We start from the raw sequence: 23,839 nt of genomic DNA on the forward strand, positions 1-23,839 counted from the left end.
GGGAGCGGGGTCGGCGATGGTGCGCGCTACTCGTCGGGCGCCGCGCGCCGCGCCCGATAGTCCGGCAGCGTGTCGTCCTGCATCACGGCCGTCCGGCCGCCGTCGACGAGGAGGTTCGCGCCGGTCACGAAGCCCGCCTCGCCGCTGGCGAGGAACGCGACCGCGCTCGCGACGTCCTCGGGCGTGCCCAGCCGCCCGACCGGGTGGATCGACTCGATCTCGCGGCGCCGCTCGTCGTTCATCGCCGAGAGCGTCCGCTCGATGGCGATCCAGCCCGGATTCACCGTGTTGACGCGGATGTGGGGCCCCAGATCGAGCGCCATCGCCCGCGTCATTCCGTTGATGCCGGCCTTCACGGCGTTGTACGGAAACATCTCGGGCATCGTCAGGAACGCGTGGTTCGAGGAGACGTTGACGATCGCGCCCGAGTCGATCCGCTCGGCCGCGGCCCTCGCACACAGCCAGAACGCCCGGAAGTCGGTCTCGACGACGAGTTCCCAATCATTCAGCGTCGCGTCTTCGATTCCGGTCTCGGTCTCGACCCCCGCGTTGTTCACGAGGACGTCGAGGCGGCCGTACTCCGCGACGGTCGCCTCGAACAGCGCCTCGATGTCGTCGGGGTCGCGCATATCCGCGCGGACGAAGGTCGCCGCGCCGCCCGCGTCCTCGATCTCGGCGACGGTGGCCTCGCCGGCTTCGCGCGTCCGCCCGGTGACGACCACGCGAGCGCCCTCGTCGGCGAGCCGTCGCGCGATCCCCGCGCCGATTCCGCGTGTGGAGCCGGTGACGACCGCGACGCGGCCGTCGAATCTGTCCCCCGGCATCTCACCACTCCGCGACGCTCCCGTCGTCGTGGCGCCAGACGGGGTTGTGCCAGTCGGTGTCGCCGGCGACGTCGCGGACGTGCGCCTCGTCGATCTCGATGCCCAGTCCGGGCTCGGTCGGGAGCTCGACGTAGCCCTCGTCGTACTCGAAGACCGAGGGGTCTTCGAGGTAATCGAGCACGTCGCGCTCCTCGTTGTAGTGGATGTCGAGGCTCTGCTCCTGGATGAGCGCGTTCGGCGAGCAGGCGTCGACCTGGACGCAGGAGGCGAGCGCGATCGGCCCGAGGGGACAGTGCGGGGCCACGGCGACGTCGTAGGCCTCCGCCATCGCGGCGATCTTCTTCACCTCGGTGATCCCGCCGGCGTGGGAGAGATCCGGCTGGATCACGTCGACGGCGCCGCTCTCGAAGACCTCCTTGAAGTCCCAGCGGGAGTACATCCGCTCGCCGGTCGCGATCGGGACCGTCGTGCTCGCGGCCAGCTCCGGGAGCCAGTCGTTGTGCTCGGGGAGCACGGGCTCTTCGACGAACATCGGTTCGTGGGGTTCCAGCGCCGCCGTGAGGCGCTTGGCCATCGGCTTCGACACGCGGCCGTGGAAGTCGACGCCGACATCAACCTCGCTGCCGACGGCCTCGCGGACGGCCGCCAGGCGCTCGCGGGCGGCGTCGACGGCCTCGGGCGCGTCGACCCGCCGGAGCTCCGGCGTCGCGTTCATCTTGAGCGCGGTGAACCCCTGGTCGACCCTCTCGCGGGCGGCCTCCGCGACGCCGGCGGGGCGGTCGCCGCCGACCCACTAGTAGACCCGCACGCGGTCGCGGGCGCGGCCGCCGAGCAGTTCGTAGACCGGCGCGCCGAACTGCTTGCCCTTGAGGTCCCACAGCGCCTGGTCGATCCCGGCGATGGCGGACATCAACACCGGGCCGCCGCGGTAGAAGCCGCCGCGGTACATCGTCTGCCAGTGGTCTTCGATCGGCGTCGGATCCTCGCCGACGAGGTACGTATCGAGCAGTTCCTCGACGGCGGTCTCGACGGTCCGCGCGCGGCCCTCGACGACCGGCTCGCCCCAGCCGACGCGGCCGTCGCTGGTCTCCAGTCGGAGAAAGAGCCAGCGCGGCGGCACGCGGTAGAGGTCGTAGTCGACGAGCCGCATCACGCGATCGCCCCCGGGAGAGCGGTCTCTGCGGTCCGGGACGCGGCCGGCCCGGACGGACGGAGTGACGGTGTCATAGTTCGTAACTCGGACGCGCGTACAAAAATATCTGTACTGTGGCTCCGAGACGGAGCGATCGCCCGTCGGACGATTTATGGCCGCGAGCGGTCAGAGACAAGTATGAGCAGTAAGCGACACGCGGATTTGGGTCGGGTCCGGGAGACGGGGATCGTCGGGATCCTCCGCGGCGTTCCCGAGGCGAAGACGATCGACGTGGTCGAGGCGCTTTCGGCCGGCGGCGTCGACGTCGTGGAAGTCACCGCCGACACCGACGGCGCGCTCGATACGATCTCCCGCCTCAGCGACGTCTTCGACCGCTCGGAGGTGCTCGTCGGCGCCGGGACCGTCCTCGACAGCGAGACAGCCGTGGCCGCGCTCCGCGCGGGCGCGGAGTTCGTCGTCACGCCGAGTTTCGACCGCGAGGTCGTCGAGGCGTGCAACCGCTACGGCGCGGTCGTCGCGCCGGGCGTGATGACGCCGACCGAGGCGCTCACCGCCTACGAGGCCGGCGCCGACCTCCTGAAGATCTTCCCGGCCTCGACTCTCGGACCCGGGCACGTCCGGAGCATCCGCGGCCCGCTAGACCAGCTCCCGCTGGTCCCGACCGGCGGGGTCGACCTCGACAACGTCGCGGACTTCATCGAGGCGGGCGCCGCGGGCGTCGGCGTCGGGAGTTCCCTCGTCGACGGCGAGGCGGTCGCCGCCGAGGACTATGCGGCGATCCGCGAGCGCGCCGCGTCCTTCCGCGAGGCGATCGAGCGCGCGCGGTCGGCGTAGGTCGCGTTCCGATCCCGCCGGCTACCGCATCGAGACGGCTGTCAGGAAGAGGATCGCGACGAATTGGAGGGCGCGCATCGCCAAGACCGCCTGCTGGGCGGCCGCCGAGCCGGTGTAGAGCATCCCCATACTGAAGAGGAACGACAGCGCGACGAGGTTCTCGACCGCGAGGACCACGGCGAAGCCGAGCAAGCCGAGGGTGAGCGGCGTCCGGAACGCCCAGTAGTTCCGGGCCCAGACGACGCCCAGGGCGACGAGGAACAGGACGTTCAGCGCCGAGAGCGCGGCCGCGGCGCTCAGGAACGGCGTCATCGGTCGCCTCCGCGAGAGCGAACGTCTGCGATCGGTGCGCGCGGGTCAGTCGTGGGGTTCGTTCTGTCTCGTCCTCCGTGTTCGCGTCCGTATCCGCGTCAGTGTCGGTGTCGGTGTCGGCGTCGGTATCGAGCGCCGCCTTCTCGACGATGCGTCCGAAGGCGTCCCTGTTGGCCTCGAAGCGGTCCGTGAGGAAGTACAGCTCGCCGTAGTCCTCGCCGCCGGGCTCGACGACGTCGTGGTCGACGAGCATATCGAGGTGGTGCCGCACGGTGTTGTAGTCCACGTCGAGGAGGTCGGCGAGCTGATTGGCGTTCCGCGGGCGGTCGTCGGCAGCCGGATGATCCGCGCCCGGTTGGCGCCGCCGCGCGTGCCCGCCAGCAGGTACCAGAGTGCCTTCTCCATCGCGATTCGCGTGACATTCAGACCGTTCGTGTAAAGGTGTCCCGGTGAGTCGGTCCGCCTCCGCGACCGGACGCCCGCTCACACGTCGACCTGCTTCGACACCCACCCGGTCGAGCCGCTGGGGTAGGCGTCGGACTCCTCTTTCGGTTGGACCGCGCCGGTCCCGTCGATCGCCCGGACGACGACCTCGTGGGACGACTCCGGCGCGTAGACGTGGCGCCACTGCCGCCAGACGTCGTCGCCGGGTAGCGGCTCGGAGAGCTCGGCGTCGGTCCAGGTCTCGCCGCCGTCGGTCGAGACCTCGACGCGCTCGATCCCGCGCGTCCCGGCGTAGGCGTGACCGGCGACCTCGATTTCTCCACCGTCCAGCCGCGTCGTGCTCCACAGTTTCGCCACGGTGTTGACGGGGCCGGTGCCGTGCCAGCCGCGCCGCTCCCAGTAGCCTTTTGCTTCCTCTTCGAGGAGTTCGATCTCCGAGACCCACTTCACGTTGGTCTCGCCCCAGTGGCCGGGCACGAGCACCCGCACGGGGTGGCCGTGGGACTTGGGGAGCGGCCGGCCGTTCATCTCCCACGCGAGGAAGGCGTCCTCCAGCGCGTCGACCGGGAACTGGACGAAGTAGCCGTCCTCGGCGCGGAGCATCGCACAGCCGCAGGCGCCGCCCGGATCGACCTCCTCCAGGATGGGCTTCAGCGGCGTTCCGGTCCAGACCGCCGTGTCGAGCTTCTTGCCGTTGAGCTTCTCGCCGACGCACCGGAGCGTGACGTAGCGGTGTTCGACCGGACGCTCTGTCAGCTCCGCGAACGTGACAGTGCGCTCCTCGCCGACCGCGCCGGTGAACGTCAGCGACCACTCCTCGGAGGGGACCTCGGGGTCGAACTGCGCGATGTCGACGTTGTAGAACCCCCCGATCTCGCTCACGAGCCCTGGGAGCCCGTCGGCCGCCCAGTCGAGCGACTGCAACTCGGCGTCGGCGAGGAGCCGCTCAACCTCGGTCAGTTCCTCTTCGGCGGTCGCCGTCTCGGCGTCGGCCTGCTGCATCTCCTCGGGCGTCGCGGTCGCGGGGGCGTCGGCGTCGGACTCCGGTCCCGCGGGGGTCGATTCCGCGCTCCGCGTCCGGAGCAGTCCGAGCGCCCCCGCGAGCGCGACGAGCGCCAGCGAGCCGACCTCCGAGAGCAGCATCCGCCGGCCCGCGGAGGGTTTCGCCGCCTCCCCGGTCGGCAGCGACGACGCCTCGACGGCGACGAGCAGTGCCACGGGGACGGCCGCGCCGAGGGACAAGACCGGCCGGGCCGTGAGCGCGGCCGCAACGCCCCAGGCGAGGGCACCGCCGAGTACCGGCGCCGCGAGCCGCGGCGCTCGGCCGATCTGCTGCGCGCCGACGTATCCGGCCAGCCCGGCCGCGCCGAGCGCGCCGACCGCGAGGGCCACAGAGAGCCCGATGTGGAGGAGATGCGCCTCCTCGCCGACGCTGGTGATCATAAACGCGACGAGCGAGCCCGGGGTCGACCGGACGACGAAGGCGTCGATCGGCGCGACGACGAACTGCCGAGAGTAGCCGGCGACCGCGTAGGAGCCGACGACGCCCCCGATCCCGGCCGCGCCGGCGAGCCTGAGTCTGCGGTCCATCGTCGATCACCCCGACATCTCGGTGCTCGCGGAGTCGTTCGACGTCTCGGTCTCCATCGACTCGTTCGTCGACTGCGTCGACATCGAATCGTCCGTCGAGTCGGTCGACATCGAATCGTCCGTCGAGTCGGTCGACATCGAATCGTCCGTCGAGTCGGTCCCCATCGAATCGTCCGTCGAGTCGGTCCCCATCGAATCGTTCATCGTCTCGGTATCGGTCTCCGTCCCCATCGAGTCTTCGGCCGTCTCGCCGCTCATCGACGATTCTGTCGTCTCGTCGTCGGGAGTCTGTCCGCCGGAGCCGCCCGAGCAGCCGGCGAGCGCGGCCGCGCCCGCGGCGCTCAGCATCCACCGTCGTGAGAGGTCGGGGTCCATCATCCGGGCGGACGGAGACGCGACAAGTGAAAGTACGTTTTTCAAGGTCGGATCGGACTCCGGACCGGATTCCGCTCGAATCTCCCCCGACTGCGTGCAAACTCCGTTCCAATTTCGTCGGGATCGCCGAGCGAGCGCCGCCCATCCACGGCAGTATTTTACGTTCCCCGCACGTCCGTTTACGTATGCTCGTCACCGACGACGACGGACTCCGATCGGTCCTGGACGGCGAGACGGTCGCGGTGGTCGGCTGCTCGACCACCGCTGGCAAGGCCGCCCACGACATCCCGGCGTACCTGCAACGGCACGGCTACGAGGTCGTCCCGGTCAACCCCTTCGCCGACGAGATCCTCGGCGAGACCGCCTACGACTCTCTGGCGGACGTGCCCGAGTCGATCGAGATCGACACCGTGGACGTGTTCCGCCCGAGCGAGGAGACCGGTGACATCGTCGACGCCGCCATCGAGCGCCACGAGAGCGTCGGCGACGTCTCGGCGGTCTGGCTCCAGCTCGGGATCACGAACGACGCGGCGGGCGAGCGGGCCGCCGAGGCCGGGCTGGACTTCGTCCAGGACAAGTGTATGAAAGTCGAACACGCCCGGCTCGCGGACTGAGCCTAGGGGCGCGGTCGAGGGCGACTCTACTTGTCGGCGTCGACGGAGGTTCCGTCCGAGTGCTCGTCGCCGCCGGCTCGGCCGTCGACGGAGGCCGACCGCTCGGCCTCGGAGATGTGCGCCTCGGCGGTCACGCTCTCGACGTCGATGCCTTCCTCCTCGGCGAGCGCTTCGAGCAGCGCGCGCATCTCCGCGCTCTCGGCTTCGAGGCGGTCGACCCGTGCCTTCGTCTCCTGGGTCGTCTCGCGCATCTCGACGACCTGATCCCGGAGATCGTTCAAGCGGGTGTAGACCTCCTCTGCCATATCGGTCACCTTCTGGAGCTTCTTCGCCGTGCCTCCGAGTCCCATATCGAATGCCAGACTCCGGGGGTTTGAGTGCGTTGCGGCTTCCGGCGGATCAGAGCGCGTCGGCGTCGACGCGTCCGACGAGCCGCCGGAGGCCCCCGTAGGCGACGACCGCGACGAGGCCGATCGCTCCGACCGCGACGTACTCGACCGTGCCGCCGCTCCCGATGGCGAGCCGCGCGGCGGCGTTGATCGGCCCGTTCGGGAACACCGCGGTCCCGCCGAAGACGAGCAGGACGCCGATCGAGTAGAGGAACTGCGCGCTCCGGCGCTCGGGCGCGAGCAGGGCCGTCGCCGCGCCGACCGAACAGACGAGCAGCGCCAGCGCGGCCACGAGCGCGATCAGCGCCGGGATCGCGGAGACGCTCGTCCCGTTGAGCTCCAAGAGGAGGACCCACAGCGCGGCCTGAACCGGCGCCAACCCGGCCGCCGCGAGCAGCTTCCCGTCGACGACGTCGGTCAGCGAGACGGGCGCGACCCGGAGCAGTTCCAGCGTGCCGCGGTCGATCTCCTCTGTCAGCGCGTCGACGGCGATCGACCCGGAGATGAACACCGGCAGGAAGAGCAAGAGCGGCAGGAGCACGGTGTAGGTGAAGCCGAAGTACGGGCTCGACGAGGCCTCCGGGGGCAGCTCAAGCGGCAGGGAGTCGAGGTACGCCGCGCGCTGGGTGCGCTCCAGCCGCTCGAAGGACCGCAGGACGTCGCGCAACTGGACGACGACGATGGTCGTCTGGACGTTGCCGTCGGGCGCGACCGCCCTGACGAACACCCGCTCGTCGCGCGTCTCCGCTACCAACACGGCGTCGACGCCGGTCGCTTCGTACTCGTGGAACGCTCGCAACGCCGTCTCCTCGGAGCGGTAGTACTGCGCGTCGACGCCGCGGACCTCCCGGGAGGCGCGGATCAGGTCCTCGGCGGCGTCGCCGGTGACCGCGACGTCGACCCCGGCGCCCTCGACCTGACCGGGGTCGTACAGCGACACGAGCCCGACGACCAGGAACGAGGAGAACGCCGCGATGAACAGCTGAAGGGCGAGCGCGAGGACGATCGTCTTCTCCTTCCGCAGGCTCCCCAGTTCCCGGCGCGCGATCGTGAAGCGGGGGTCGCGCTCAGCCAAAGCGACTCACCACCGTGAGGTTGTAGGCCGTGTGAAGCAGCACGCTGCCGACGAAGGCCACGGCGTACCACCGCAGGTCGCGCCGCGCGCCGAGCGCGGTGAGGCCCGCGGTGACGACGTGGAGCACGAGCGGCGCGAAGAGCAGCCCGAGCGCCGAGAAGACACCGATCCCGCTCGTCGCGAACGCGGCCTGGCCCAGCGCGAGTTCGGGCAGCCCGACCACCTGCGCGACGGCGGTGAACTTCTCGCCGACGAAGAAGCCCAGGCCCGAGAGCGCCCCGAGGACGAGCGCGACGCGCCGCGTCCGGTCGAAGCGCCCGCTCTCGAACGCCGCGAAGATGTGGAGGCTCTTTGCGACCTCCTCGACGAGCGCGACGACGACGAGCACGAGCGGGATCGTGATCGACACCGGGAGCGCGAAAAGCACCGCGACCGCGAGCAGTTCGGCGACGAAGACGAACGGGATCGACAGCCCCGAGACGACGGCGACGTCCCGCGGGCGCGACACCCGCGCGTCGAGGGCGTCGAGCAGTTTCAGCGGGACCGAACGCTGCGTGAAGAGGTCCTCCTCGCGGTAGATCCCGATCCCGAGCAGGAACAGGATCCCGGCACAGAGCGCGAACGGTGCCGTCGCGAAGAGGAACGCGCCGGGCGTCACAGACTGGAAGGGCTGGAGGTCGCGGACGACGATGGTGAGCGGCGAGATGAGCGCGATCGGCGTCACGTTCGCGAAGATGGCCGGGACGAACGTGTAGGCGGTCAGGAACACCGAGACGGTGACCGTGACGAAGGTGAGCTCCTTGAACGACCGCGCGAACATCGCGCCCGCGAACGTCGCCGCCAGGAACACGAGCGCGATCGGCAGCACCGCGGCGACGGAGACGAGGCTGCCGCCGACGCCGAGGGCGACGAGCGCCGTCAGGGCGACCATCGCGCCCAGGTACGGCAGCGTCTTCCCGGCCACGATGTCGCCGGGCGAGACCGGCGCCACGAGGAGCAGTTCGCCGCGGCGGTTGATCCGCTCGTTGAGCATCGTGCTTCCGTAGGCCTGGACGACGAAGTTCATCGGGACCAGGAAGCCGAAGGCGAGCACGAGCGAGCCAAACGGGAACGGCGGGCTGATCTCCGCCGGCGACCCGGACGTGTCGGTCCCGAGCGGATTGATGCCGCCGAGCGCGGGCACGCCGAGCGGGCCACTCGATCCAGCGTCGCCGTCCGAGTCCGCCTCGTCGGCCCCGCCGTCCGCGGCGCCGCCGGACCCGTCACCGACCGATCCGCTTCCGGCGCCGGCACCTCCGCCTCCGCTACCGTCGCCGTCGTCGACCGTCGCGCCCTCCGGGAGCCCGGACGAGCGGGAGACGTACTGGAGGACGACCACGACGGGAAAGGCCGCAGAGCCGTTCTCCTGGGACTGCATCAGGCCGACGTTGTACGCCCGCACCGCCGAGCGGAACTCCGACAGCGCGGCGCGGCCCTTCGGCGTGTCGGCGATCCGGACGGTCCCGTCGCCGACGAGGACCTCCAGTTCGCCCCCGCGGAGCGCCTCGGGGTCGGGCGGTCGCGCCTCCAGCGCCACGCTGCGCTCGACGGGCGTGCGGTAGGGGCTGTCCTCGGCGACGCCGACGCGGTAGATGTCGCGGTCGAGCGCAACGCCGCCCGCGAGGACGCCGGCGCCGACGACGGTGCCCGCGAGCAGGAGCGCGACGACGGTGAGGATCGCCGTCCGCCGGTCGAGGACGCCCGCGGAGCGCTCGACCTCCCAGCGGGCGATCCGCGCGACGGCAGAGAGGTGATCGCGGAGCGAGCGCCTCACCGCGTTCCTCCTCCGCGCGCCGCGTCGCCGCCGACCGGTCCGCGTCCGCGTCCCGCGGCGGCCTCCGGCGGCGTCTCCGCGGCGAGGTCGAGGAAGATGTCTTCGAGGCTCTGCTCGCGCGTCCGGATGTCGACGACCTCCCCGCCCGCGGCGGCCGCGCGCTCGCGGACCTCCTCGACGGCGTCCATATCGTCGACGACCGCGCGGTAGCGCTCGCCTTCGGCGCGCTCGTCGCGGTCGGCGCCCGCGACGGGGACGGTGGTGAAGACGTGGTACCGGGTGGTCCCGTAGGCCTCGCGGATCTCCGGGACGGTCCCGCGGGCGATGATCTCGCCGCGGTTCAGAATCACGATCCTGTCACAGACGCTCTCGACGTGATAGAGGTTGTGCGCGCTGAACACGACGGTCTTGCCGCGGTCGGCGAGCTCGCGGGTGAACTCGAGCACGTAGTTCGTCGTCAGCGGGTCCAGCCCCGAGGCCGGCTCGTCGTAGATCAGGAGGTCGGGGTCGTTGACGAGCGAGCGCGCGATCGCGACCTTGCGCTTCATCCCCTTCGACATGTCGCCGAGCCGCCGCTCGCGGTGCTCTAGCTCCAGCCGGTCGAGCGTCGACTCGGTCCGCTCGCGCGCGGCCTCGCGCGGGACGTCGTAGAGGTCCGCGAAGAACTGGAGGTACGACCGGGGCGTCATATCCTCATACAGGGGCGACTCCTCGGGCAGGAAGCCGAGGTTCCGCCGCATCTCCGGGTCGCCGGCGTCGTACCCGGCGACCTCGGCGGTCCCACCGGAGGGCTCGACGAGGCCCGCGAGCATCTTCAGCGTCGTGGTCTTGCCGGCGCCGTTCGGCCCCACGATGCCGAAGATCTCGCCGCCCTCGACGGTGAAGTCGCTGCTCACCACGGCCGGGAAATCGCCGTAGGTCTTCCTGAGCCCCTCGACGCGTATCGTCGCCATTACCGGGGCGACGGCGTCGGCCCGAATAAAGTCGCCGCCGCGGCTATCACACCTGAGACTGGTCGACGCGATGACGGAAATACTCAAGTTGCCGTCCGCGGAGGTACAACCCAACGGGGGCAAGCGTGACCGGAGACAGGGAGACCGAAGGGGACGGCGAGGCGGCCGGCGACGGGCACGATCCCGAGACCGTCGTGGGGCCGGGAGACGAGGCGCCGGCCGTCGAGAGCGAGAGCGACGGAGACGGGGAAAGGGACGGGGACGGGGACAGAAACGGGGGCGAGACCGCCGACATTCCGCTCCCGTGGAACACCGTCTCGGACGGCGCGACAGAATCCGAGGAAGCGAACGACGGCGCCGATGCCGATGTCGCCGCCGAGACAGCCGACGCCGACGACCCGACCGCCGGGGCCAAACCCGTCCCCAACTCGTTCGAGGACCTCCGGTTCGTGGGGCCGAAGACCGCGCCGATCCTGGCGGACTCGGGCGTCTCGATCGCCGACATCTGCGAGAAGCGGGTCTCCTACCGGGACCTGACCGAGGCAGGCGTCAACCCCGGCGTCGCCGCCAAGATCCGCCGCGAGCACTCGCTGTCGTGGTCGCTCGACGGCGGCGGGACCGACCTCGATCGGCGCTCCTCACAGATCCGCGGCCTCGACGAAGCCGAGCGCGCCTGGATCGCCGAGTCGTCCGGGCGGTCGACCGACGGCGAGGACGACGCGGCCGCCGAGACCGACGCCTCGGGCGACGCGACCGCTGGCGAGGCGGCCTGGCGGGCGCAGACCGACGCCGATGTCCCGGAAGCAGGGAACGGCGGATCGTCATCAGGCGTTGAGAGCAGGAGCGGGAGCAAAAGCGAGACCGCAAACGGAGAGGCGCCCGCGACCGCCGGAGAAGCCGCCTGGCGCGCCAAGAGCGGCGTTGCGTCCGACGACGACGAATCCGCGGCGGGGGACTCAGTCGGCTCCGATACGGCGACCGATCCGGAATCCGCGTGGCGCCGACGGAGCGCGCCGACGCCGCTGACGGCGGTCGCGGGCTTCGACAGCGAGGTCGCGACGACGCTCCGGAAGGCCGGGATCGGCTCGGTCCGCCGGCTCGCGACGGCCGACCCCGAGAGCGTCGCCGACGCGCTCGAACTCGATGCCGAGCGCGTGCGCGCGTGGCGCGATCGGGCCCGCGATCACGAATCGAGCGACGAAAAGTAGCGGCTCAGGCCGTGAGGCTTTGGTACGCGGGAATTTCCGAACAAAGATTTTATAGTTGTCGTGGTCGCAGGCCCAAGCGACTCTTAATCCACGTGATCCGATAGCCATGAGAGACGACGCCACCCCGAGCGAGGCCGAATCGACCGGCGAGGCAGTCGAGGCCGTCCTCGACACCGTCGCGCGCTCCGCGCCGGACATCCGGCGGGGGCTCCCCGGCCGCCGCGCCGCGATCGAGGCGGAGAACCCCTCCGGCGAGTCCCAGAAGGCCGCCGACGTCTACGCCGACGAACTGCTCTGCGACCGACTCGGCGACGTCGACGGCGTCGGCGTCTACGCGAGCGAGGAGCGACCCGATCCCGTCGAGGTCGGCTCGGGCCTGTCGGTCTGTGTCGACCCGCTCGACGGCTCCTCGAACCTCGAACCCAACGCCGCGATGGGGACGATCGTCGCCGTCTACGACGGGGCGCTCCCGGCGACCGGCGACGACTTGATCGCCGCGGCGTACGTGCTCTTCGGCGCGACGACGACGATGATGGTCGCCCGCGAGGGGGAAGTCACCGAGTACGTCGTCCACCCCGACGGCGAGTACGAGGTCGCCCAGGCGGACGTCACCATCCCCGAGGAGCCGTCGGTGTACGGCTTCGGCGGGCGCGTCCCCCACTGGGTCGACGACTTCGAGTCCTTCGCCCGCGAGGTCGAGTCCGATCCGTCGATGAAACTCCGGTACGGCGGCGCGATGATCGGCGACGTCAATCAGGTGCTCACCTACGGCGGGATCTTCGCGTACCCGACCCTCTCGAACGCGCCCGAGGGGAAACTCCGGGTCCAGTTCGAGGGCTATCCGGTGGGCTACATCGTCGAGACCGCCGGCGGCGCGTCCTCCGACGGCGCGCAGTCGCTCCTCGACGTCGAGAAGGACGACCTCCACGCGCGGACTCCGGTCTACGTCGGCAGCGAGGACCTCGTCGACGACCTCGAAGCGGCGCTGGAGGAGTGAGCGGTAAAACGGCTATATAGTTTATACTATTGTCGTATGTTTCTCGCTCAGAACTCCGAGAATCGATATGCGGAGAAAGTTCGAAAATAAACAAATTAGATGTTTTTTCAACCGCGTCAACACTCTAACGGAAGATCCAATAAGCCAGCCGATCGAGCCCGTGATATGGCCCCCGAAACGGTCTTAGTCCTCCTGCTCTTCGGGCTGGTGACGGTTCCCCTCGTCGTCGGTGCCGTAGCGTTCCTCAATCGCGACGGCGGCGAAACCGAGCGGGTCGAGGAACTGGAGCGCCGCGTGGAGGAACTCGAATCCGAGCGGGAGTGATAGTGATTACTCTCGTTTCTTACCGCCGAACGCCGTTACCGGGGGTGGCGTTCGGCGGTAAACAGTGAGAGTAATCACTATGAGTCCTTCCCGGCCGTCAGCTACTCCAGGACGTGCGCCGTCTCGTAGTGCGTCCGGAACGCGAACCACAGTCCGTGACGGCCCGGAATCCGATCGCGCGTCGCGCCGTCGGGACCGCGGAGCTCGTTCCGCGCCAGGTCCCAGCGCGTGCCGTCGTCTTCGACGAGGGCGACGCCCGAGTCGTCCGCGACGCGCTCGACCGTCGGTCCAGGAGCCTCGTAGACCGCGACGTCGTCGGTGGCGTCGAGCGTCGCGACCACCTCGCCGCCGGCGACTTCGCCCGCGACGACGCCGGTGTCGCGCTCGCGGAGTTCCTCGATCGGCACGACCCACACCTCGTCGGGGCCCTCGCCGGTGATGCCGTAGACGGAGGCCTTCTCGGGGAGCCGCCCGTCGGCGCGCCTGACCCCCGGCTGGACGATCTCCTCGCGGTTCCAGTAGTGCTCGAAGAAGTCGATGTTGCCGTCGTAGTGGCGGTAGTCGTAGCCGTAGCCCGTGTCGAGGTCCAGCGCGAGCGTGTCGGGGTACTCGGCCTTCCACTCGCCCCACTCGGTCTGGGTGACGGCGAACTGGTCGAGGAACAGATCGGGGTCGGAATCGAGGATCGGTCCGCCGATCGGCGTCCCCGCGTGTTGGTCCCAGAGCGTCTCGGTCTCCTCGTCGTACATCACCTTGTTGCCCGAGGCGAGCATCCCGCTGCTCCCGAAGGTCAGCACGTCGTGGGACGCGTCGGCGTCGCCCGGCAGCCGGCGGTCGTAGAGGATCGGCGCGTTGCAGAGCGTGCAGTAGGTGAGGCTCACCGGCACGCCGTCGAGTTCGGCGTTGAGCAGTTCGTGCGGGAAGAGCACCCACCGCGGGACGGCGTAGGCGGTCCCCTCGATCTCGAAGCCGAAGACGACGTGGGCGTCTTCGAGGTAGCGCTCGGGGGCGTCGGCGTCCTCGTCGGGTGCGTCGGCGCCGCCGTCCGCGTCGACTCCGTCGCCGGGGACGAAATCGGGCGCGTTGAGCGCGGCGAGGAAGGAGCGGTCGCAGTTGCCCCAGCGGATCCCCTGGAGGTCGAACTCGCGCGGCTCGCAGTCCAGCAGGCCGCCCACCGGCGGGAGGTACGAGCGGTAGAGCCGCAGTTTCCACTCCTCGAAGCCGTCGAGCGGCTCGATCGCCTGCTGGGAGTACCACGACTCCCACTCGACCCAGGCGTGGTCGGAGTCGAAGTCGGGCTCGGCGAGTTCGCGGAGCGCCTCGCGGACGCCGGGCCAGCGCACCTCCGGCAGTTCGAGGTAGCGCGGCGGGTCGCGCTCGCGGAGCACCGCGGGGAAGCCGAACGAGCCCCAGTCGTTGGCGATGCCGTCGATGACGACCAGTTCGACGAGGTGGGGGACGACCCGCTCGTCGCCCGCGGCGGCCAGTTCCTCGATCGCCTCGGCGTGGACGTCGGCGTCGCGCGTCAACAGTTGCTCGACCGCCGCCTGCAGTCGCTCGGTCGTCGCGTCGGGTGCCTCTGACATCGTGTCCCGACCGGTCTCGCTCGAAGGGCAAAACAGTACCTGATAGTGATTACTCTTACTGTTTACCGCCGAACGCCACCCCCGGTAACGGCGTTCGGCGGTAAGAGACGAGAGTAATCACTATGAGACGTTCCGGTCGGTCGACAGATCCGCACGTGCCGACGGGCGGCGCGTGGCTCCGGACGCAGTGCCGACAACGGCGACTATAAGTGGCCCTTCCACTCAGTAGTAGGCAATATGCCTGATCGCGACAGCGATGCCGTTCCCGACGGCGGCGTGGCGCGAGCGACGCCGGCGAGAGACGACCGCTCGGACTACGAGTACGTCTCGGAGTCGGTCGAACGGCCGGACCTCGTCGACGCGCTCTCGGCCCGCGTCGACGGAGAGGTCCGCTTCGACACCTACACGCGACAGCTGTACGCCACCGACGCCAGCGCCTACGAGGTGACGCCGATCGGCGTCGTCTTCCCGACCTCGACCGACGACGTCGCGAGCGTGGTCGCCTACTGCGCCGACGAGGGGATACCGGTCCTGCCCCGCGGCGGCGGCACGAGCCTCGCCGGCCAGACGGTCAACGAGGCCGTCGTCCTGGACTTCACGCGGCACATGGACGCCGTCCGCGACCTCGACCCCGACACCCGCGAGGCGCGAGTCCAGGCCGGGACCGTGCTGGCGGACCTCAACGACCGCGCGGCCGAGCACGGCCTGACGTTCGGGCCGGACCCCGCGGCGGGCAACCGCAGCGCCATCGGCGGCGCCATCGGCAACAACTCCACCGGCGCGCACTCGCTCGTCTACGAGAAGACCGACCACTACGTCGAGGAGGCCGAGGTCGTCCTCGCGGACGGGACCGTCACCGCCTTCGGCGAGGTCGAAGTCGACGAACTCCGCGAGCGCGCGGACCCCGACGGGGACGCCGAGGCGCGCATCGCCGCCGGCGTCGTCGAACTCCTCGACGACCACGGCGACGAGATCGAGAAGCGCTACCCCGAGATGAAGCGGAACGTCTCGGGCTACAACCTCGACCGCCTGCACGCCGAGGCCGAAGGCGAGTACGGCGAGGCGGGCGCCGTCAACCTCGCGCGCCTGCTCGCGGGGTCGGAGGGGACCCTCGCGGTCGTCACCGAGGCGACCGTCTCCCTGGAGCCGACTCCAGAAACGAAGTCCGTCGCGCTCCTGACCTACGACAGCGTCCTCGACACCGTCAGCGACGTCGTCCACGTCCTCGACCACGACCCCGCCGCGGTCGAACTCATCGACGACGTGCTGATCGACCTGGCCTCGGACACCTCCGAGTTCGAAGACGTCGCCGCGAAGCTCCCCGACCGCGCGGAGGCCGCGCTGCTGGTGGAGTTCTACGCCGAGGACGACGAAGACGGCCGAGAGAAGGTTCGGAAACTGCTCGCGGATCGGGTGCCGGGGCGGGGCGGCGACGCGGACGACGCCGAGACCGAGCGCTTCGCCTTCGACGCGCTTGAGGCCCACGACAAAGCCGACCGGAAGGAGCTCTGGAAGCTTCGCAAATCGGGCCTGCCGATCCTGCTCGGACGGACGAGCGACGCGAAGCACATCAGTTTCCTGGAGGACTGTGCCGTCCCGCCGGAGCACCTCCCCCGATTCGTCTCCGAGTTCCAGGCGGTCCTCGAAGAACACGACACCTTCGCGTCGTTCTACGCGCACGCCGGCCCGGGCGTCCTGCACGTCCGCCCGCTCGTGAACACGAAGTCCCAGACGGACCTCGACGCGATGGAGGCGATCGGCGAGGCCGTCACCGACCTCGTCGTCGAACTCGGCGGGTCGGTCTCGGGCGAGCACGGCGACGGCCGCGCGCGAACCCAGTGGAACCGAAAATTGTACGGCGACCAGCTGTGGGGCGCGTTCCGGGACCTCAAGACCGCCTTCGACCCCGGCTGGCTCCTGAATCCGGGGCAGGTCTGCGGCGACGTGAAGCTCACCGAGAACCTCCGGTTCGACCCCGACTACGAGTTCGAGGCGGGCTTCGATCCCGCCCTCGAATGGGACAACGAGAACGGGATGCAGGGGATGGTCGAACTCTGTCACGGCTGCGGCGGCTGTCGCACCCAGCAGTCCGAGGGCGGCGTGATGTGTCCGACCTACCGCGCCGCCGACGAGGAGATCACCGCCACCCGCGGCCGGGCGAACATGCTCCGGCAGGCGATGAGCGGCGACCTCCCCGACGACCCCACCGACGAGGAGTTCGTCACCGAGGTGATGGACCTCTGTATCGGCTGCAAGGGCTGTGCGAACGACTGTCCGAGCGAGGTCGACCTCGCGAAGCTCAAGGCCGAAGTGACCCACGCTCACCACCAGGAACACGGCTCGTCGTTCCGCTCGAAGCTGTTCGCCAACGTCGACACGCTCGCCAGCCTGGGGAGCGCGTTCGCGCCCGTCTCGAACTGGGCGACGAAGGTCCCCGGGGCGCGCGCCGTCCTGGAGAAGACCGTCGGCATCGCGACGGGGCGGACGCTCCCGACGTTCGAGCGCGAGACCTTGCGAGATTGGTTCGAGGCGCGCGGCGGGTCGCGGGTCGCTCCCGACGAGGCCGAGCGTCGCGCCGTCCTTCTGCCCGACACCTACACGAACTACAGCCACCCCGACGTGGGCAAGGCCGCCGTCGAGGTCCTCGAAGCCGCGGGCGTCCACGTCGACCTCGCGGACGTCACCGACAGCGGCCGACCGGCGTTCTCGAAGGGCTTCCTCGACGCCGCGCGCGAGATCGCGCGCGAGAACGTCGACGCCCTGGTGCCCCGCGTCCAGGACGGCTGGGAGGTCGTCGTCGCCGAGCCCTCCGACGCGGTGATGCTCCAGTCGGACTACGGCGAACTCCTTTCCGGTACAGACGTCGAGACGCTCCGGGCCAACAGCTACGGGGTCTGTGAGTACCTCGACGCCTTCCGGCTCGACGAGGAGGTCGACTTCGACGCCCCCGACCAGTCGGTCGCCTACCACGGCCACTGCCACCAGAAGGCGACGAAGAAGGACCACCACGCGGTCGGCGTCCTCCGGCGCGCGGGCTACCGCGTGGATCCGCTCGACTCGGGCTGCTGCGGGATGGCCGGGAGCTTCGGCTACGAGGCCGAGCACCACGCGATGAGCACGGCCATCGGCGAGACGTTGAAGGAACAGGTCGATTCGAGTCCCGCGGAGTCGGTCGTCGCGCCCGGCGCCTCCTGCCGGACGCAGCTCACGGACCTCGGCGCGACCGTAGACCGGGCGCTGCTCCCCCGCGGCGGCCGCGAGCGGGAGGAACCGCCGACGCCGATCGAGGCGCTGGCGGCCGGGCTGGCGCGGTAGTCGCGTTCAGGCCCCGGCGTCGACGCCGTCGGCCGGGGCCGTGCCGCGGTAGAACATCGCCCCGCCGAGGAGCGTCAGGCCCGCGACCGCGACAAGCGGGACGGCGTACCCGCCCGAGAGGTCGTAGAGGACGTTCAACGCGACGGGCGTCGTGAACGAGGTCGCGGCCTGTCCGAGGATGAACAGCCCGACGATGGCCGTCGCGTTCGCGGGGCCGAACCGCTCGATGATGATCGGCGAGAAGAGCGGCGCGACCGTCCCGAGGCCGACCCCGAAGAGGATCAAGAGCGCGTACGTCGCGGGGCGGGTACCGGTCCACGGGAGCGCGGCCATCGCGAGCGCCGCCAGCCCCACGCCGGCGACGAGCGTCGCCCGCATCCCGACCCGGTCGCCAAACTCGCCGCTGGCGACGCGGGCGACGACGCTGACGCCGCCGATGATCCCGAACGCCGTGACGGCCACAGAGCGGGCGATCCCGTTCGCGGTGAGTACGCCGACCGCGTCGACCGAGAGCACGAAGTACCAGCTCCACAGGAACGAGAACCCCGCCAGCGCGCCCAGGAACCGGGGGTCGGTGAGGTTCCCGCGCAGCCACGAGCGGTCGACCGGGGACGTGCCGGCCCGTCCCCCCGGCGGGCGCCGGTACACGAGGCTGGCGGCGAAGATCACGAGCGCCATCGCGCCCCCGACGACGGCCAGCGCGCCGCGGACGTCCGTCCGCGAGAGGAGGCGGATCCAGACGGGCGGCAGCACCAGGATGCCGAGGCCGTTGCCGATCATCGTGACGCCCATCGCGCGGCCCTCGTACTCGTCGAACCACTGGGGGACGAGCGAGACCACGATGACGAACATCGATCCGCCGGCGATCCCCACGAGCGCGAACGAGGCGACGAGGCCGAGGTAGGAGTCGGTAACCTGGAGGAGCCCGACCGCGACGGCGAATACCCCGCCCGCGGTCGCGACGACGGGGCGGAGCGGCAGGCGCGCGATCACGACGCCGATCAGGCCGCCCGCGACGTAGAACGTCGCCGTCGTGATCGAAAAGACCGAGGAGACGCGGAGCCCCGAGAGGCCGAAGGCGTCCGCGAGCGCCTCGGAGTAGACGGTGAAGGTGAAGATGAACCCCCAATCGAGGACGAGAATCACGAGTCCCAGCGCGACGATGAGCCAACTGGTCAGCGAGTCGACGGCGTCGGACGGTGTCTCGGTCATACTGTGTCCCTCACGGCCCGGCCGGGGAGTCGGCGGCGACGCGTCGGGCGTGGGCGAACGGTGAATCTGTGCGCTTTTATTGTTTGCTTTCCGAGCAAACGGATCGGACCACCGGACGGTTCGAAAATCCAGATATCACCGGTGTAACCGGGTGACAGCCGGTAAAATCGACCATCTGACCAAACTTTCATTAGTGCTACGCCTAATGGTATTGTATGGCACTCGAAGGCCAGTCTCCATATAGCATCGAGGCGGATTGGAACAAGCTCTATATCGGCGGCGAGTGGGTCGACTCCGAGAGCGGCGAGTCCACACCCGTCGAGGACCCCTCGACCCGCGAGGTCGTAACCGAGGTCCCCGCGGGAACGACCGAGGACGTCGACGCCGCGTACGAGGCGGCCGTCGAGGCCCAAGAGGAGTGGGGCGAGCAGCCGCCCGCCGCGCGCGAGGAGGCCGTCCAGGGGCTCATCCAGGCGCTCGAAGAGCACAAAGAGGAGATCATCGAGCTGAACACGACCGAGATCGGCGGCATCCACGGCGTCGGCGAGACCGCGGTCCAGATCACGATGGACCACCTCGCGGAGGCCGCGACGCTCCCCCGGCGGATGAAGGGCGAGACCGCCGCCTCCAACATCCCCGGCAAGGAGAACCTCGTCTACCGCGAGCCCGAGGGCGTCGTCACGGTCATCTCGCCGTGGAACTTCCCGCTGAACCTCACCGCGCGCGCGCTCGCGCCGGCCATCGCGGCGGGTAACTCGGTCGTCCTCAAGCCCGCGACCGACGCGCCGATCGTCGGCGGCCTGCTCTGGGCCCGCCTGGCCGAGGAGGCCGGCATCCCCGGCGGCGTGATCAACGTCGTCACCGGCTCCGGCTCGGACATCGGCGACCACCTCGCGAGCCACCCCGACAGCGACGTCGTCGCCTTCACCGGCTCGACCGAGGTCGGCCAGCACGTCGCGGGCCTCGCCGCGGAGAACCTCGCCGTGCCGGCGATGGAACTCGGCGGCAACAACGCCCACATCGTCACCGAGGACGCCGACCTCGACGAGGCGATCAACTCCGCGGTCTTCGGCTCCTTCATCCACCAGGGGCAGGTCTGCATCTCGATCAACCGCCACGTCGTCCACGAGTCGATCTACGACGAGTACGTCGAGAAGCTGACAGCGCGCGCCGAGTCGCTCCCGGCCGGAAGCGCCCACGGCGAGGTCGTGGTCGGACCGATCATCAACGAGTCCCAGCGCGACGAGATGCTCGACTACGTCGAGCGCACGGTCGAGGCCGGCGCGACCCTGGAGACCGGCGGCGAGACCGTCGAACTCGACGGCGTCGACGACTCGCTGGTCGTCAAGCCCACGGTCCTCTCGGACGTCACGAACGACATGGCCGCCGCGTGCAACGAGCACTTCGGCCCGATCGCGCCCGTGATCCCGTTCTCGGACGTCGACGAGGCGGTCGAGATCGCCAACGACACCGAGTACGGCCTGACGGGCTCGGTCCACGCCGGCGACATCGGCACCGGGCTCCAGATCGCAAAGCGGATCGACTCCGGCAACATCCACGTCAACGACCAGGGCATCAACGACGAGGCCCACGTCCCGTTCAGCGGGACGAAGGCCTCCGGCCTCGGCGGTTACAACAGCGACGACTTCCTCGACGAGGTCACAGAGAAGAAGTGGATCTCGCTCCAGCACGAGCCTCGCGACTACCCGTTCTGAGCGGTGACCGAAACGGAGTCACTCGACGGCGCGGTCTGCGTCGTCGCGGGCGGCGGCCACGGGCTCGGTGAGGCCGCCGCGCACGAACTCGCCGCACAGGGCGCCCACGTCGTGGTCAACGACCTCGGCGCGGCCGTCGACGGCACCGGCAGCGACGCGTCCGTCCCCGAGGCCGTCGCGAGCGACATCCGCGACGCCGGCGGCACGGCGATCGCCCACCACGGCGACGTCGCCGACTTCGCGGACGCCGAGGCGCTGATCGACGATGCGGTCTCGGAGTTCGGCCGCGTCGACTTCGTCTGCAACTTCGCGGGCATCCTCCGCGACGGGATGGCACACAAACACTCCGAAGCGGACTGGTCGGCGGTGATCGAGACCAACCTCACCGGACAGTTCGCGCCGCTGCGGGCGGCCGCGGCCCACTGGCGCGAGGCCGCAGCGGACGCCGGTGAGGACGGGTTCGACCGCCAGCGCTCCTACCTCGCGGTCAGCGGCGGGGCGGCCCGCGGGAGCCTCGGCCAGGCCAACTACGCGGCCGCGAAGGCCGGCGTGCTCGGGATGATCCGCACCGTCTCGAACGAGCTGGTCCGCTCACACGTCCGGGTCAACGCCCTCGTCCCGAACGGCTACACCCGGATGACCGAGACGGTGCCCGAGGAACACCGCCCCTACACCCGCGAGGAGATGCCGCCCGAGAAGGTGGCGCCGCTCGTCGCGTACCTGGCGAGCGAGGCCGCCGAGGACATCACGGGCTGTACGCTGTATGCGGGCGGGGACCGCGTCGGCGTCTTCGCCGATCCGCGGATGGAGGCAGTGGGCGTCAGCCCCGACGGCTGGACGCTCGACTCGCTGACCGAGCACTTCCGCGAGGACGTCGCCGACGACGTCGACCTCTCGCGGACCGAGACCTACCTGTAGGTCCCGGTTCCGGGGGCGAGCGCCCGCGACCGGGAAAGAAATCTTTTATCACCGATTCCGCCGAAACCCCGGGTATGCGCTTCGTCCGCTACGACGGCGACCAGCTCGGACTGCTCACAGACGACGGCGAGGGCGTGATCGACCTCACCGATCGGCTCGGACTCGACGGCGACGAGCCGCTCGTCGAGTACATCGAGGGCGACTACGACGCCGCCGAGTACGAGGACGCCGAGCCCGACCACGACGTCGACGACGTCGAGATCGGCTCGCCCGTCGGCCGGCCGGGCAAGGTCATCGCCGCGCCGCTGAACTACGAGAACCACATCGAGGAGGCCATCTCCGACAAGGACATCACCACCGACGAGTGGTTCTCGATCAAGGACAAGGGCTACTTCCTCAAGGCGCCTTCCAGCGTCGTCGGCCCGGACCACGGCATCGAGCTGCCGTTCGAGGACCGCCGCACCGACCACGAGATCGAACTCGCCTTCGTGATGGGCGAGGAGGCCAAGGACGTCTCCGCCGAGGAGGCGTGGGACCACATCTTCGGCTACACGATCCTGCTCGACATCTCGCTGCGCGGCGACCAGGACCGCTCGAACCGCAAGTCCTACGACAGCTTCACCGTCATCGGGCCGTGCGTCGTCACCGCCGACGAGATCGACGACCCCCAGGACCTCCAGATGGAGCTCCAGCTCAACGGCGAGCGCCGCCAGTACGAGAACACCGGCGACATGGTCTACACCTGCGCCGACGTCGTCCAGTACGCCTCGCTCGGCGCGACCCTGGAGGTCGGCGACGTCATCACCACCGGCACGCCCGAGGGCGTCAGCGAACTCCACGACGGCGACACCATCGACGCCGAGATCGAAGACGTCGGCTCGATGACCGTCGACGTCACCGGCCGCGACGTCAGCTACGCCGACGCCAACGTCCAGAAGGGCGGCCAGGAGTAATAGTGATTACTCTCACTGTTTACCGCCGAACGCCACCCCCGGTAACGGCGTTCGGCGATAAGAAACGAGAGTAATCACTATAAGGCAGTCGCGGCTGACCGGATCACAGCCACCAAACAACCGCAGTTTCTTCCCGAGACCGATCGTCGTAGCCGCCCGCAGCCCTACACTCTCGGTTCCCCCACCGTCGGCACGACGCGAAAGGTAGGCTTAAGAAAGACCGTGATGAATGGGGTGGTAGTCAATGTCACTACTGGAAGTGGACGCCATAGACGTCGCGTACGGGAACGTACAGGTGCTGTGGGACGTGAGCCTCGAAGTCGACGAGGGCGAGACGGTCGCGCTCTTGGGCGCCAACGGCGCCGGCAAGACCACCACCCTCAAATCCATCTGTGGCGACCTCACCCCGATGGACGGGGCGATCCGCTACAAGGGCGAGGACATCGGGGGGCTCCCCCACGAGGAGGTCGTCGCCAAGGGCGTCGCCCACGTCCCCGAAGGCCGCGAGGTCTTCACCGAGAGCACCGTCCGCGAGAACCTCGAACTCGGCGCCTACATCGACCGCAGCAAGATGCAAGAGCGCCTCCAGGAGGTCTACGACATCTTCCCCCGCCTCGAAGAGCGCAAGAAGCAGCGCGCGGGCACCCTCTCCGGCGGCGAACAGCAGATGCTCGCGATCGGTCGGGGCCTGATGAGCGACCCCGACCTCCTCCTCCTGGACGAGGCCAGCCTCGGCCTCGCGCCCGTCCTCGTCGACGACGTCTTCGAGGCCATCCAGCGCATCAACGACGAGGGCACCACCGTCCTGCTGGTCGAACAGGACATCTACAACGCCCTCCGCGTCGCCGACCGCGGCTACGTCATCAAGACCGGCGAAATCGCTCTCTCCGGGACCGCCCAGGAGCTCGCCCGCGACGAACGCGTCGAGGAGTCCTACCTCGGCGCCTGAGCCGATCTCAGCCCGAGCCCGCACGGACCTGTCTCCCGAGCAACCCTTATGCACCCCGGCGGTGTCGGTCCCGTATGAACGACCGACGCGTCCTGTACGTCAGCGGTTTCGTCGCCGCCTCCGTCTCCTACATCTTCACCGCCCTCGCCTTCACCGGTCAGTTCGATTTCGATCGGTGGGTCGTCTTCGCCGTCCTGTTTCTCGCCGTCTTCGCCGGCTTCGAGCGGTTCGTCCGCTGGAGCGAACGGTTCGGCGACTGACCGTCAAGGGGCCGGAAAACAGTTCC

21 protein-coding genes and 2 pseudogenes are annotated in these 23,839 nt (G+C 69.7%); 11 read left to right on the forward strand and 12 right to left on the reverse strand.

Annotated features, from left to right (window positions below):
- Nucleotides 1-26 precede the first annotated feature (26 nt).
- Together ACQUQ0_RS00265 and dgoD are read right to left on the reverse strand one after the other, a co-directional pair.
- Entirely contained in the window at nt 27-824 is a 798-nt protein-coding gene (locus ACQUQ0_RS00265; RefSeq protein WP_435182489.1) for an SDR family NAD(P)-dependent oxidoreductase, read from the reverse strand.
- A gap of 1 nt (nt 825) precedes the next feature.
- A pseudogene (gene dgoD / locus ACQUQ0_RS00270) lies at nt 826-1,974 on the reverse strand (galactonate dehydratase).
- Nucleotides 1,975-2,154: 180 nt separating this feature from the next.
- Between dgoD and ACQUQ0_RS00275 the strand changes: the two are divergent.
- On the forward strand, nt 2,155-2,811 hold the full coding sequence (locus ACQUQ0_RS00275) for a bifunctional 4-hydroxy-2-oxoglutarate aldolase/2-dehydro-3-deoxy-phosphogluconate aldolase (protein ID WP_435182490.1): 657 nt from the start codon (nt 2,155-2,157) through the stop codon (nt 2,809-2,811).
- A 21-nt stretch (nt 2,812-2,832) separates the two neighbouring features.
- Here ACQUQ0_RS00275 and ACQUQ0_RS00280 read toward each other — a convergent pair whose 3' ends face one another.
- The 4 genes and pseudogenes from ACQUQ0_RS00280 to ACQUQ0_RS00295 all read right to left on the reverse strand — a co-directional run bounded on the left by ACQUQ0_RS00280 (nt 2,833) and on the right by ACQUQ0_RS00295 (nt 5,532).
- A complete protein-coding gene (locus ACQUQ0_RS00280; RefSeq protein WP_435182491.1) occupies nt 2,833-3,123 on the reverse strand; it encodes a hypothetical protein in 291 nt (96 codons plus the stop codon).
- A gap of 142 nt (nt 3,124-3,265) precedes the next feature.
- Nucleotides 3,266-3,528 (reverse strand): annotated as a pseudogene (locus ACQUQ0_RS00285) (ArsR/SmtB family transcription factor); the annotation flags it as partial.
- 78 nt (nt 3,529-3,606) lie between these two features.
- A complete protein-coding gene (locus ACQUQ0_RS00290; RefSeq protein ID WP_435182492.1) occupies nt 3,607-5,157 on the reverse strand; it encodes a molybdopterin-dependent oxidoreductase in 1,551 nt (516 codons plus the stop codon).
- 6 nt (nt 5,158-5,163) lie between these two features.
- Nucleotides 5,164-5,532 carry a hypothetical protein gene (locus tag ACQUQ0_RS00295; protein ID WP_435182493.1) on the reverse strand — a complete coding sequence of 123 codons (369 nt, stop codon included), beginning with the start codon at nt 5,530-5,532 and terminating at the stop codon, nt 5,164-5,166.
- Nucleotides 5,533-5,717: 185 nt separating this feature from the next.
- Here ACQUQ0_RS00295 and ACQUQ0_RS00300 point away from each other — a divergent pair, with 185 nt between their 5' ends.
- Nucleotides 5,718-6,146 (forward strand): CoA-binding protein, encoded by a 429-nt coding sequence (locus ACQUQ0_RS00300; protein WP_435182494.1) that lies wholly within the window; start codon nt 5,718-5,720, stop codon nt 6,144-6,146.
- A 26-nt stretch (nt 6,147-6,172) separates the two neighbouring features.
- Here the strand turns inward: ACQUQ0_RS00300 and ACQUQ0_RS00305 are convergent, their stop codons facing one another.
- The 4 genes from ACQUQ0_RS00305 to ACQUQ0_RS00320 are packed head-to-tail and all read right to left on the reverse strand — an operon-like array spanning nt 6,173 to nt 10,376.
- Entirely contained in the window at nt 6,173-6,496 is a 324-nt protein-coding gene (locus tag ACQUQ0_RS00305; RefSeq protein ID WP_435182495.1) for a DUF5798 family protein, read from the reverse strand.
- A 49-nt stretch (nt 6,497-6,545) separates the two neighbouring features.
- Nucleotides 6,546-7,610 carry an ABC transporter permease gene (locus tag ACQUQ0_RS00310; RefSeq protein ID WP_435182496.1) on the reverse strand — a complete coding sequence of 355 codons (1,065 nt, stop codon included), beginning with the start codon at nt 7,608-7,610 and terminating at the stop codon, nt 6,546-6,548.
- Nucleotides 7,603-9,423 (reverse strand): PrsW family intramembrane metalloprotease, encoded by a 1,821-nt coding sequence (locus tag ACQUQ0_RS00315; RefSeq protein WP_435182497.1) that lies wholly within the window; start codon nt 9,421-9,423, stop codon nt 7,603-7,605. The genes ACQUQ0_RS00310 and ACQUQ0_RS00315 overlap by 8 nt, the downstream gene beginning before the upstream one ends.
- Nucleotides 9,420-10,376, reverse strand: coding sequence for an ATP-binding cassette domain-containing protein (locus ACQUQ0_RS00320; protein ID WP_435182498.1), 957 nt, complete (start codon nt 10,374-10,376; stop codon nt 9,420-9,422). The genes ACQUQ0_RS00315 and ACQUQ0_RS00320 overlap by 4 nt, the downstream gene beginning before the upstream one ends.
- Before the next feature lie 125 nt (nt 10,377-10,501).
- Here ACQUQ0_RS00320 and ACQUQ0_RS00325 point away from each other — a divergent pair, with 125 nt between their 5' ends.
- From ACQUQ0_RS00325 to ACQUQ0_RS00335, 3 genes are all read left to right on the forward strand, one after another.
- The gene (locus ACQUQ0_RS00325; protein ID WP_435182499.1) at nt 10,502-11,584 is read left to right on the forward strand and encodes a DUF7409 domain-containing protein; all 1,083 of its coding nucleotides are present in this window, start codon (nt 10,502-10,504) and stop codon (nt 11,582-11,584) included.
- 106 nt (nt 11,585-11,690) lie between these two features.
- Nucleotides 11,691-12,581, forward strand: coding sequence for a class 1 fructose-bisphosphatase (locus ACQUQ0_RS00330; protein ID WP_435182500.1), 891 nt, complete (start codon nt 11,691-11,693; stop codon nt 12,579-12,581).
- 165 nt (nt 12,582-12,746) lie between these two features.
- On the forward strand, nt 12,747-12,905 hold the full coding sequence (locus ACQUQ0_RS00335; RefSeq protein WP_435182501.1) for a hypothetical protein: 159 nt from the start codon (nt 12,747-12,749) through the stop codon (nt 12,903-12,905).
- A 101-nt stretch (nt 12,906-13,006) separates the two neighbouring features.
- On the opposite strand, the gene ACQUQ0_RS00340 is transcribed toward ACQUQ0_RS00335, so the two are convergent.
- Nucleotides 13,007-14,491 carry a DUF3179 domain-containing (seleno)protein gene (locus ACQUQ0_RS00340; protein WP_435182502.1) on the reverse strand — a complete coding sequence of 495 codons (1,485 nt, stop codon included), beginning with the start codon at nt 14,489-14,491 and terminating at the stop codon, nt 13,007-13,009.
- 237 nt (nt 14,492-14,728) lie between these two features.
- Between ACQUQ0_RS00340 and ACQUQ0_RS00345 the strand changes: the two genes are divergently transcribed.
- The gene (locus ACQUQ0_RS00345; protein WP_435182503.1) at nt 14,729-17,806 is read left to right on the forward strand and encodes an FAD-binding and (Fe-S)-binding domain-containing protein; all 3,078 of its coding nucleotides are present in this window, start codon (nt 14,729-14,731) and stop codon (nt 17,804-17,806) included.
- 6 nt (nt 17,807-17,812) lie between these two features.
- Here ACQUQ0_RS00345 and ACQUQ0_RS00350 read toward each other — a convergent pair whose 3' ends face one another.
- Nucleotides 17,813-19,018: an MFS transporter gene (locus ACQUQ0_RS00350; protein ID WP_435182504.1), complete on the reverse strand. Its 1,206-nt coding sequence runs from the start codon at nt 19,016-19,018 to the stop codon at nt 17,813-17,815.
- Nucleotides 19,019-19,233: 215 nt separating this feature from the next.
- Here ACQUQ0_RS00350 and ACQUQ0_RS00355 point away from each other — a divergent pair, with 215 nt between their 5' ends.
- The 5 genes from ACQUQ0_RS00355 to ACQUQ0_RS00375 all read left to right on the forward strand — a co-directional run bounded on the left by ACQUQ0_RS00355 (nt 19,234) and on the right by ACQUQ0_RS00375 (nt 23,813).
- Nucleotides 19,234-20,733, forward strand: coding sequence for an aldehyde dehydrogenase family protein (locus tag ACQUQ0_RS00355; RefSeq protein ID WP_372388911.1), 1,500 nt, complete (start codon nt 19,234-19,236; stop codon nt 20,731-20,733).
- Between the two features lie 3 nt (nt 20,734-20,736).
- Nucleotides 20,737-21,651 (forward strand): SDR family oxidoreductase, encoded by a 915-nt coding sequence (locus tag ACQUQ0_RS00360; protein ID WP_435182505.1) that lies wholly within the window; start codon nt 20,737-20,739, stop codon nt 21,649-21,651.
- 74 nt (nt 21,652-21,725) lie between these two features.
- Entirely contained in the window at nt 21,726-22,604 is an 879-nt protein-coding gene (locus ACQUQ0_RS00365; protein ID WP_435182506.1) for a fumarylacetoacetate hydrolase family protein, read from the forward strand.
- Between the two features lie 244 nt (nt 22,605-22,848).
- Entirely contained in the window at nt 22,849-23,553 is a 705-nt protein-coding gene (locus tag ACQUQ0_RS00370; protein ID WP_372388903.1) for an ABC transporter ATP-binding protein, read from the forward strand.
- Nucleotides 23,554-23,627: 74 nt separating this feature from the next.
- Nucleotides 23,628-23,813: a hypothetical protein gene (locus ACQUQ0_RS00375; RefSeq protein WP_435182507.1), complete on the forward strand. Its 186-nt coding sequence runs from the start codon at nt 23,628-23,630 to the stop codon at nt 23,811-23,813.
- Nucleotides 23,814-23,839: the final 26 nt, after the last annotated feature.

Origin of the sequence: Halobellus sp. EA9, from assembly GCF_051195055.1 — an archaeon.
In the GTDB taxonomy this organism is placed as follows: Archaea; Halobacteriota; Halobacteria; order Halobacteriales; family Haloferacaceae; genus Haloquadratum; species Haloquadratum rubicundus.

Bases quoted from the DNA above. Each gene is read 5' to 3' on its own strand.
- ACQUQ0_RS00280 (WP_435182491.1), bottom strand. From the start codon at position 3,123: ATGACGCCGTTCCTGAGCGCCGCGGCCGCGCTCTCGGCGCTGAACGTC.
- ACQUQ0_RS00300 (WP_435182494.1), top strand. From the start codon at position 5,718: ATGCTCGTCACCGACGACGACGGACTCCGATCGGTCCTGGACGGCGAG.
- ACQUQ0_RS00320 (WP_435182498.1), bottom strand. From the start codon at position 10,376: ATGGCGACGATACGCGTCGAGGGGCTCAGGAAGACCTACGGCGATTTC.
- ACQUQ0_RS00295 (WP_435182493.1), bottom strand. From the start codon at position 5,532: ATGGACCCCGACCTCTCACGACGGTGGATGCTGAGCGCCGCGGGCGCG.
- ACQUQ0_RS00275 (WP_435182490.1), top strand. From the start codon at position 2,155: ATGAGCAGTAAGCGACACGCGGATTTGGGTCGGGTCCGGGAGACGGGG.
- ACQUQ0_RS00355 (WP_372388911.1), top strand. From the start codon at position 19,234: ATGGCACTCGAAGGCCAGTCTCCATATAGCATCGAGGCGGATTGGAAC.
- ACQUQ0_RS00350 (WP_435182504.1), bottom strand. From the start codon at position 19,018: ATGACCGAGACACCGTCCGACGCCGTCGACTCGCTGACCAGTTGGCTC.
- ACQUQ0_RS00375 (WP_435182507.1), top strand. From the start codon at position 23,628: ATGAACGACCGACGCGTCCTGTACGTCAGCGGTTTCGTCGCCGCCTCC.
- ACQUQ0_RS00365 (WP_435182506.1), top strand. From the start codon at position 21,726: ATGCGCTTCGTCCGCTACGACGGCGACCAGCTCGGACTGCTCACAGAC.
- ACQUQ0_RS00335 (WP_435182501.1), top strand. From the start codon at position 12,747: ATGGCCCCCGAAACGGTCTTAGTCCTCCTGCTCTTCGGGCTGGTGACG.
- ACQUQ0_RS00305 (WP_435182495.1), bottom strand. From the start codon at position 6,496: ATGGGACTCGGAGGCACGGCGAAGAAGCTCCAGAAGGTGACCGATATG.
- ACQUQ0_RS00265 (WP_435182489.1), bottom strand. From the start codon at position 824: ATGCCGGGGGACAGATTCGACGGCCGCGTCGCGGTCGTCACCGGCTCC.
- ACQUQ0_RS00330 (WP_435182500.1), top strand. From the start codon at position 11,691: ATGAGAGACGACGCCACCCCGAGCGAGGCCGAATCGACCGGCGAGGCA.
- ACQUQ0_RS00370 (WP_372388903.1), top strand. From the start codon at position 22,849: ATGTCACTACTGGAAGTGGACGCCATAGACGTCGCGTACGGGAACGTA.
- ACQUQ0_RS00345 (WP_435182503.1), top strand. From the start codon at position 14,729: ATGCCTGATCGCGACAGCGATGCCGTTCCCGACGGCGGCGTGGCGCGA.
- ACQUQ0_RS00290 (WP_435182492.1), bottom strand. From the start codon at position 5,157: ATGGACCGCAGACTCAGGCTCGCCGGCGCGGCCGGGATCGGGGGCGTC.
- ACQUQ0_RS00340 (WP_435182502.1), bottom strand. From the start codon at position 14,491: ATGTCAGAGGCACCCGACGCGACGACCGAGCGACTGCAGGCGGCGGTC.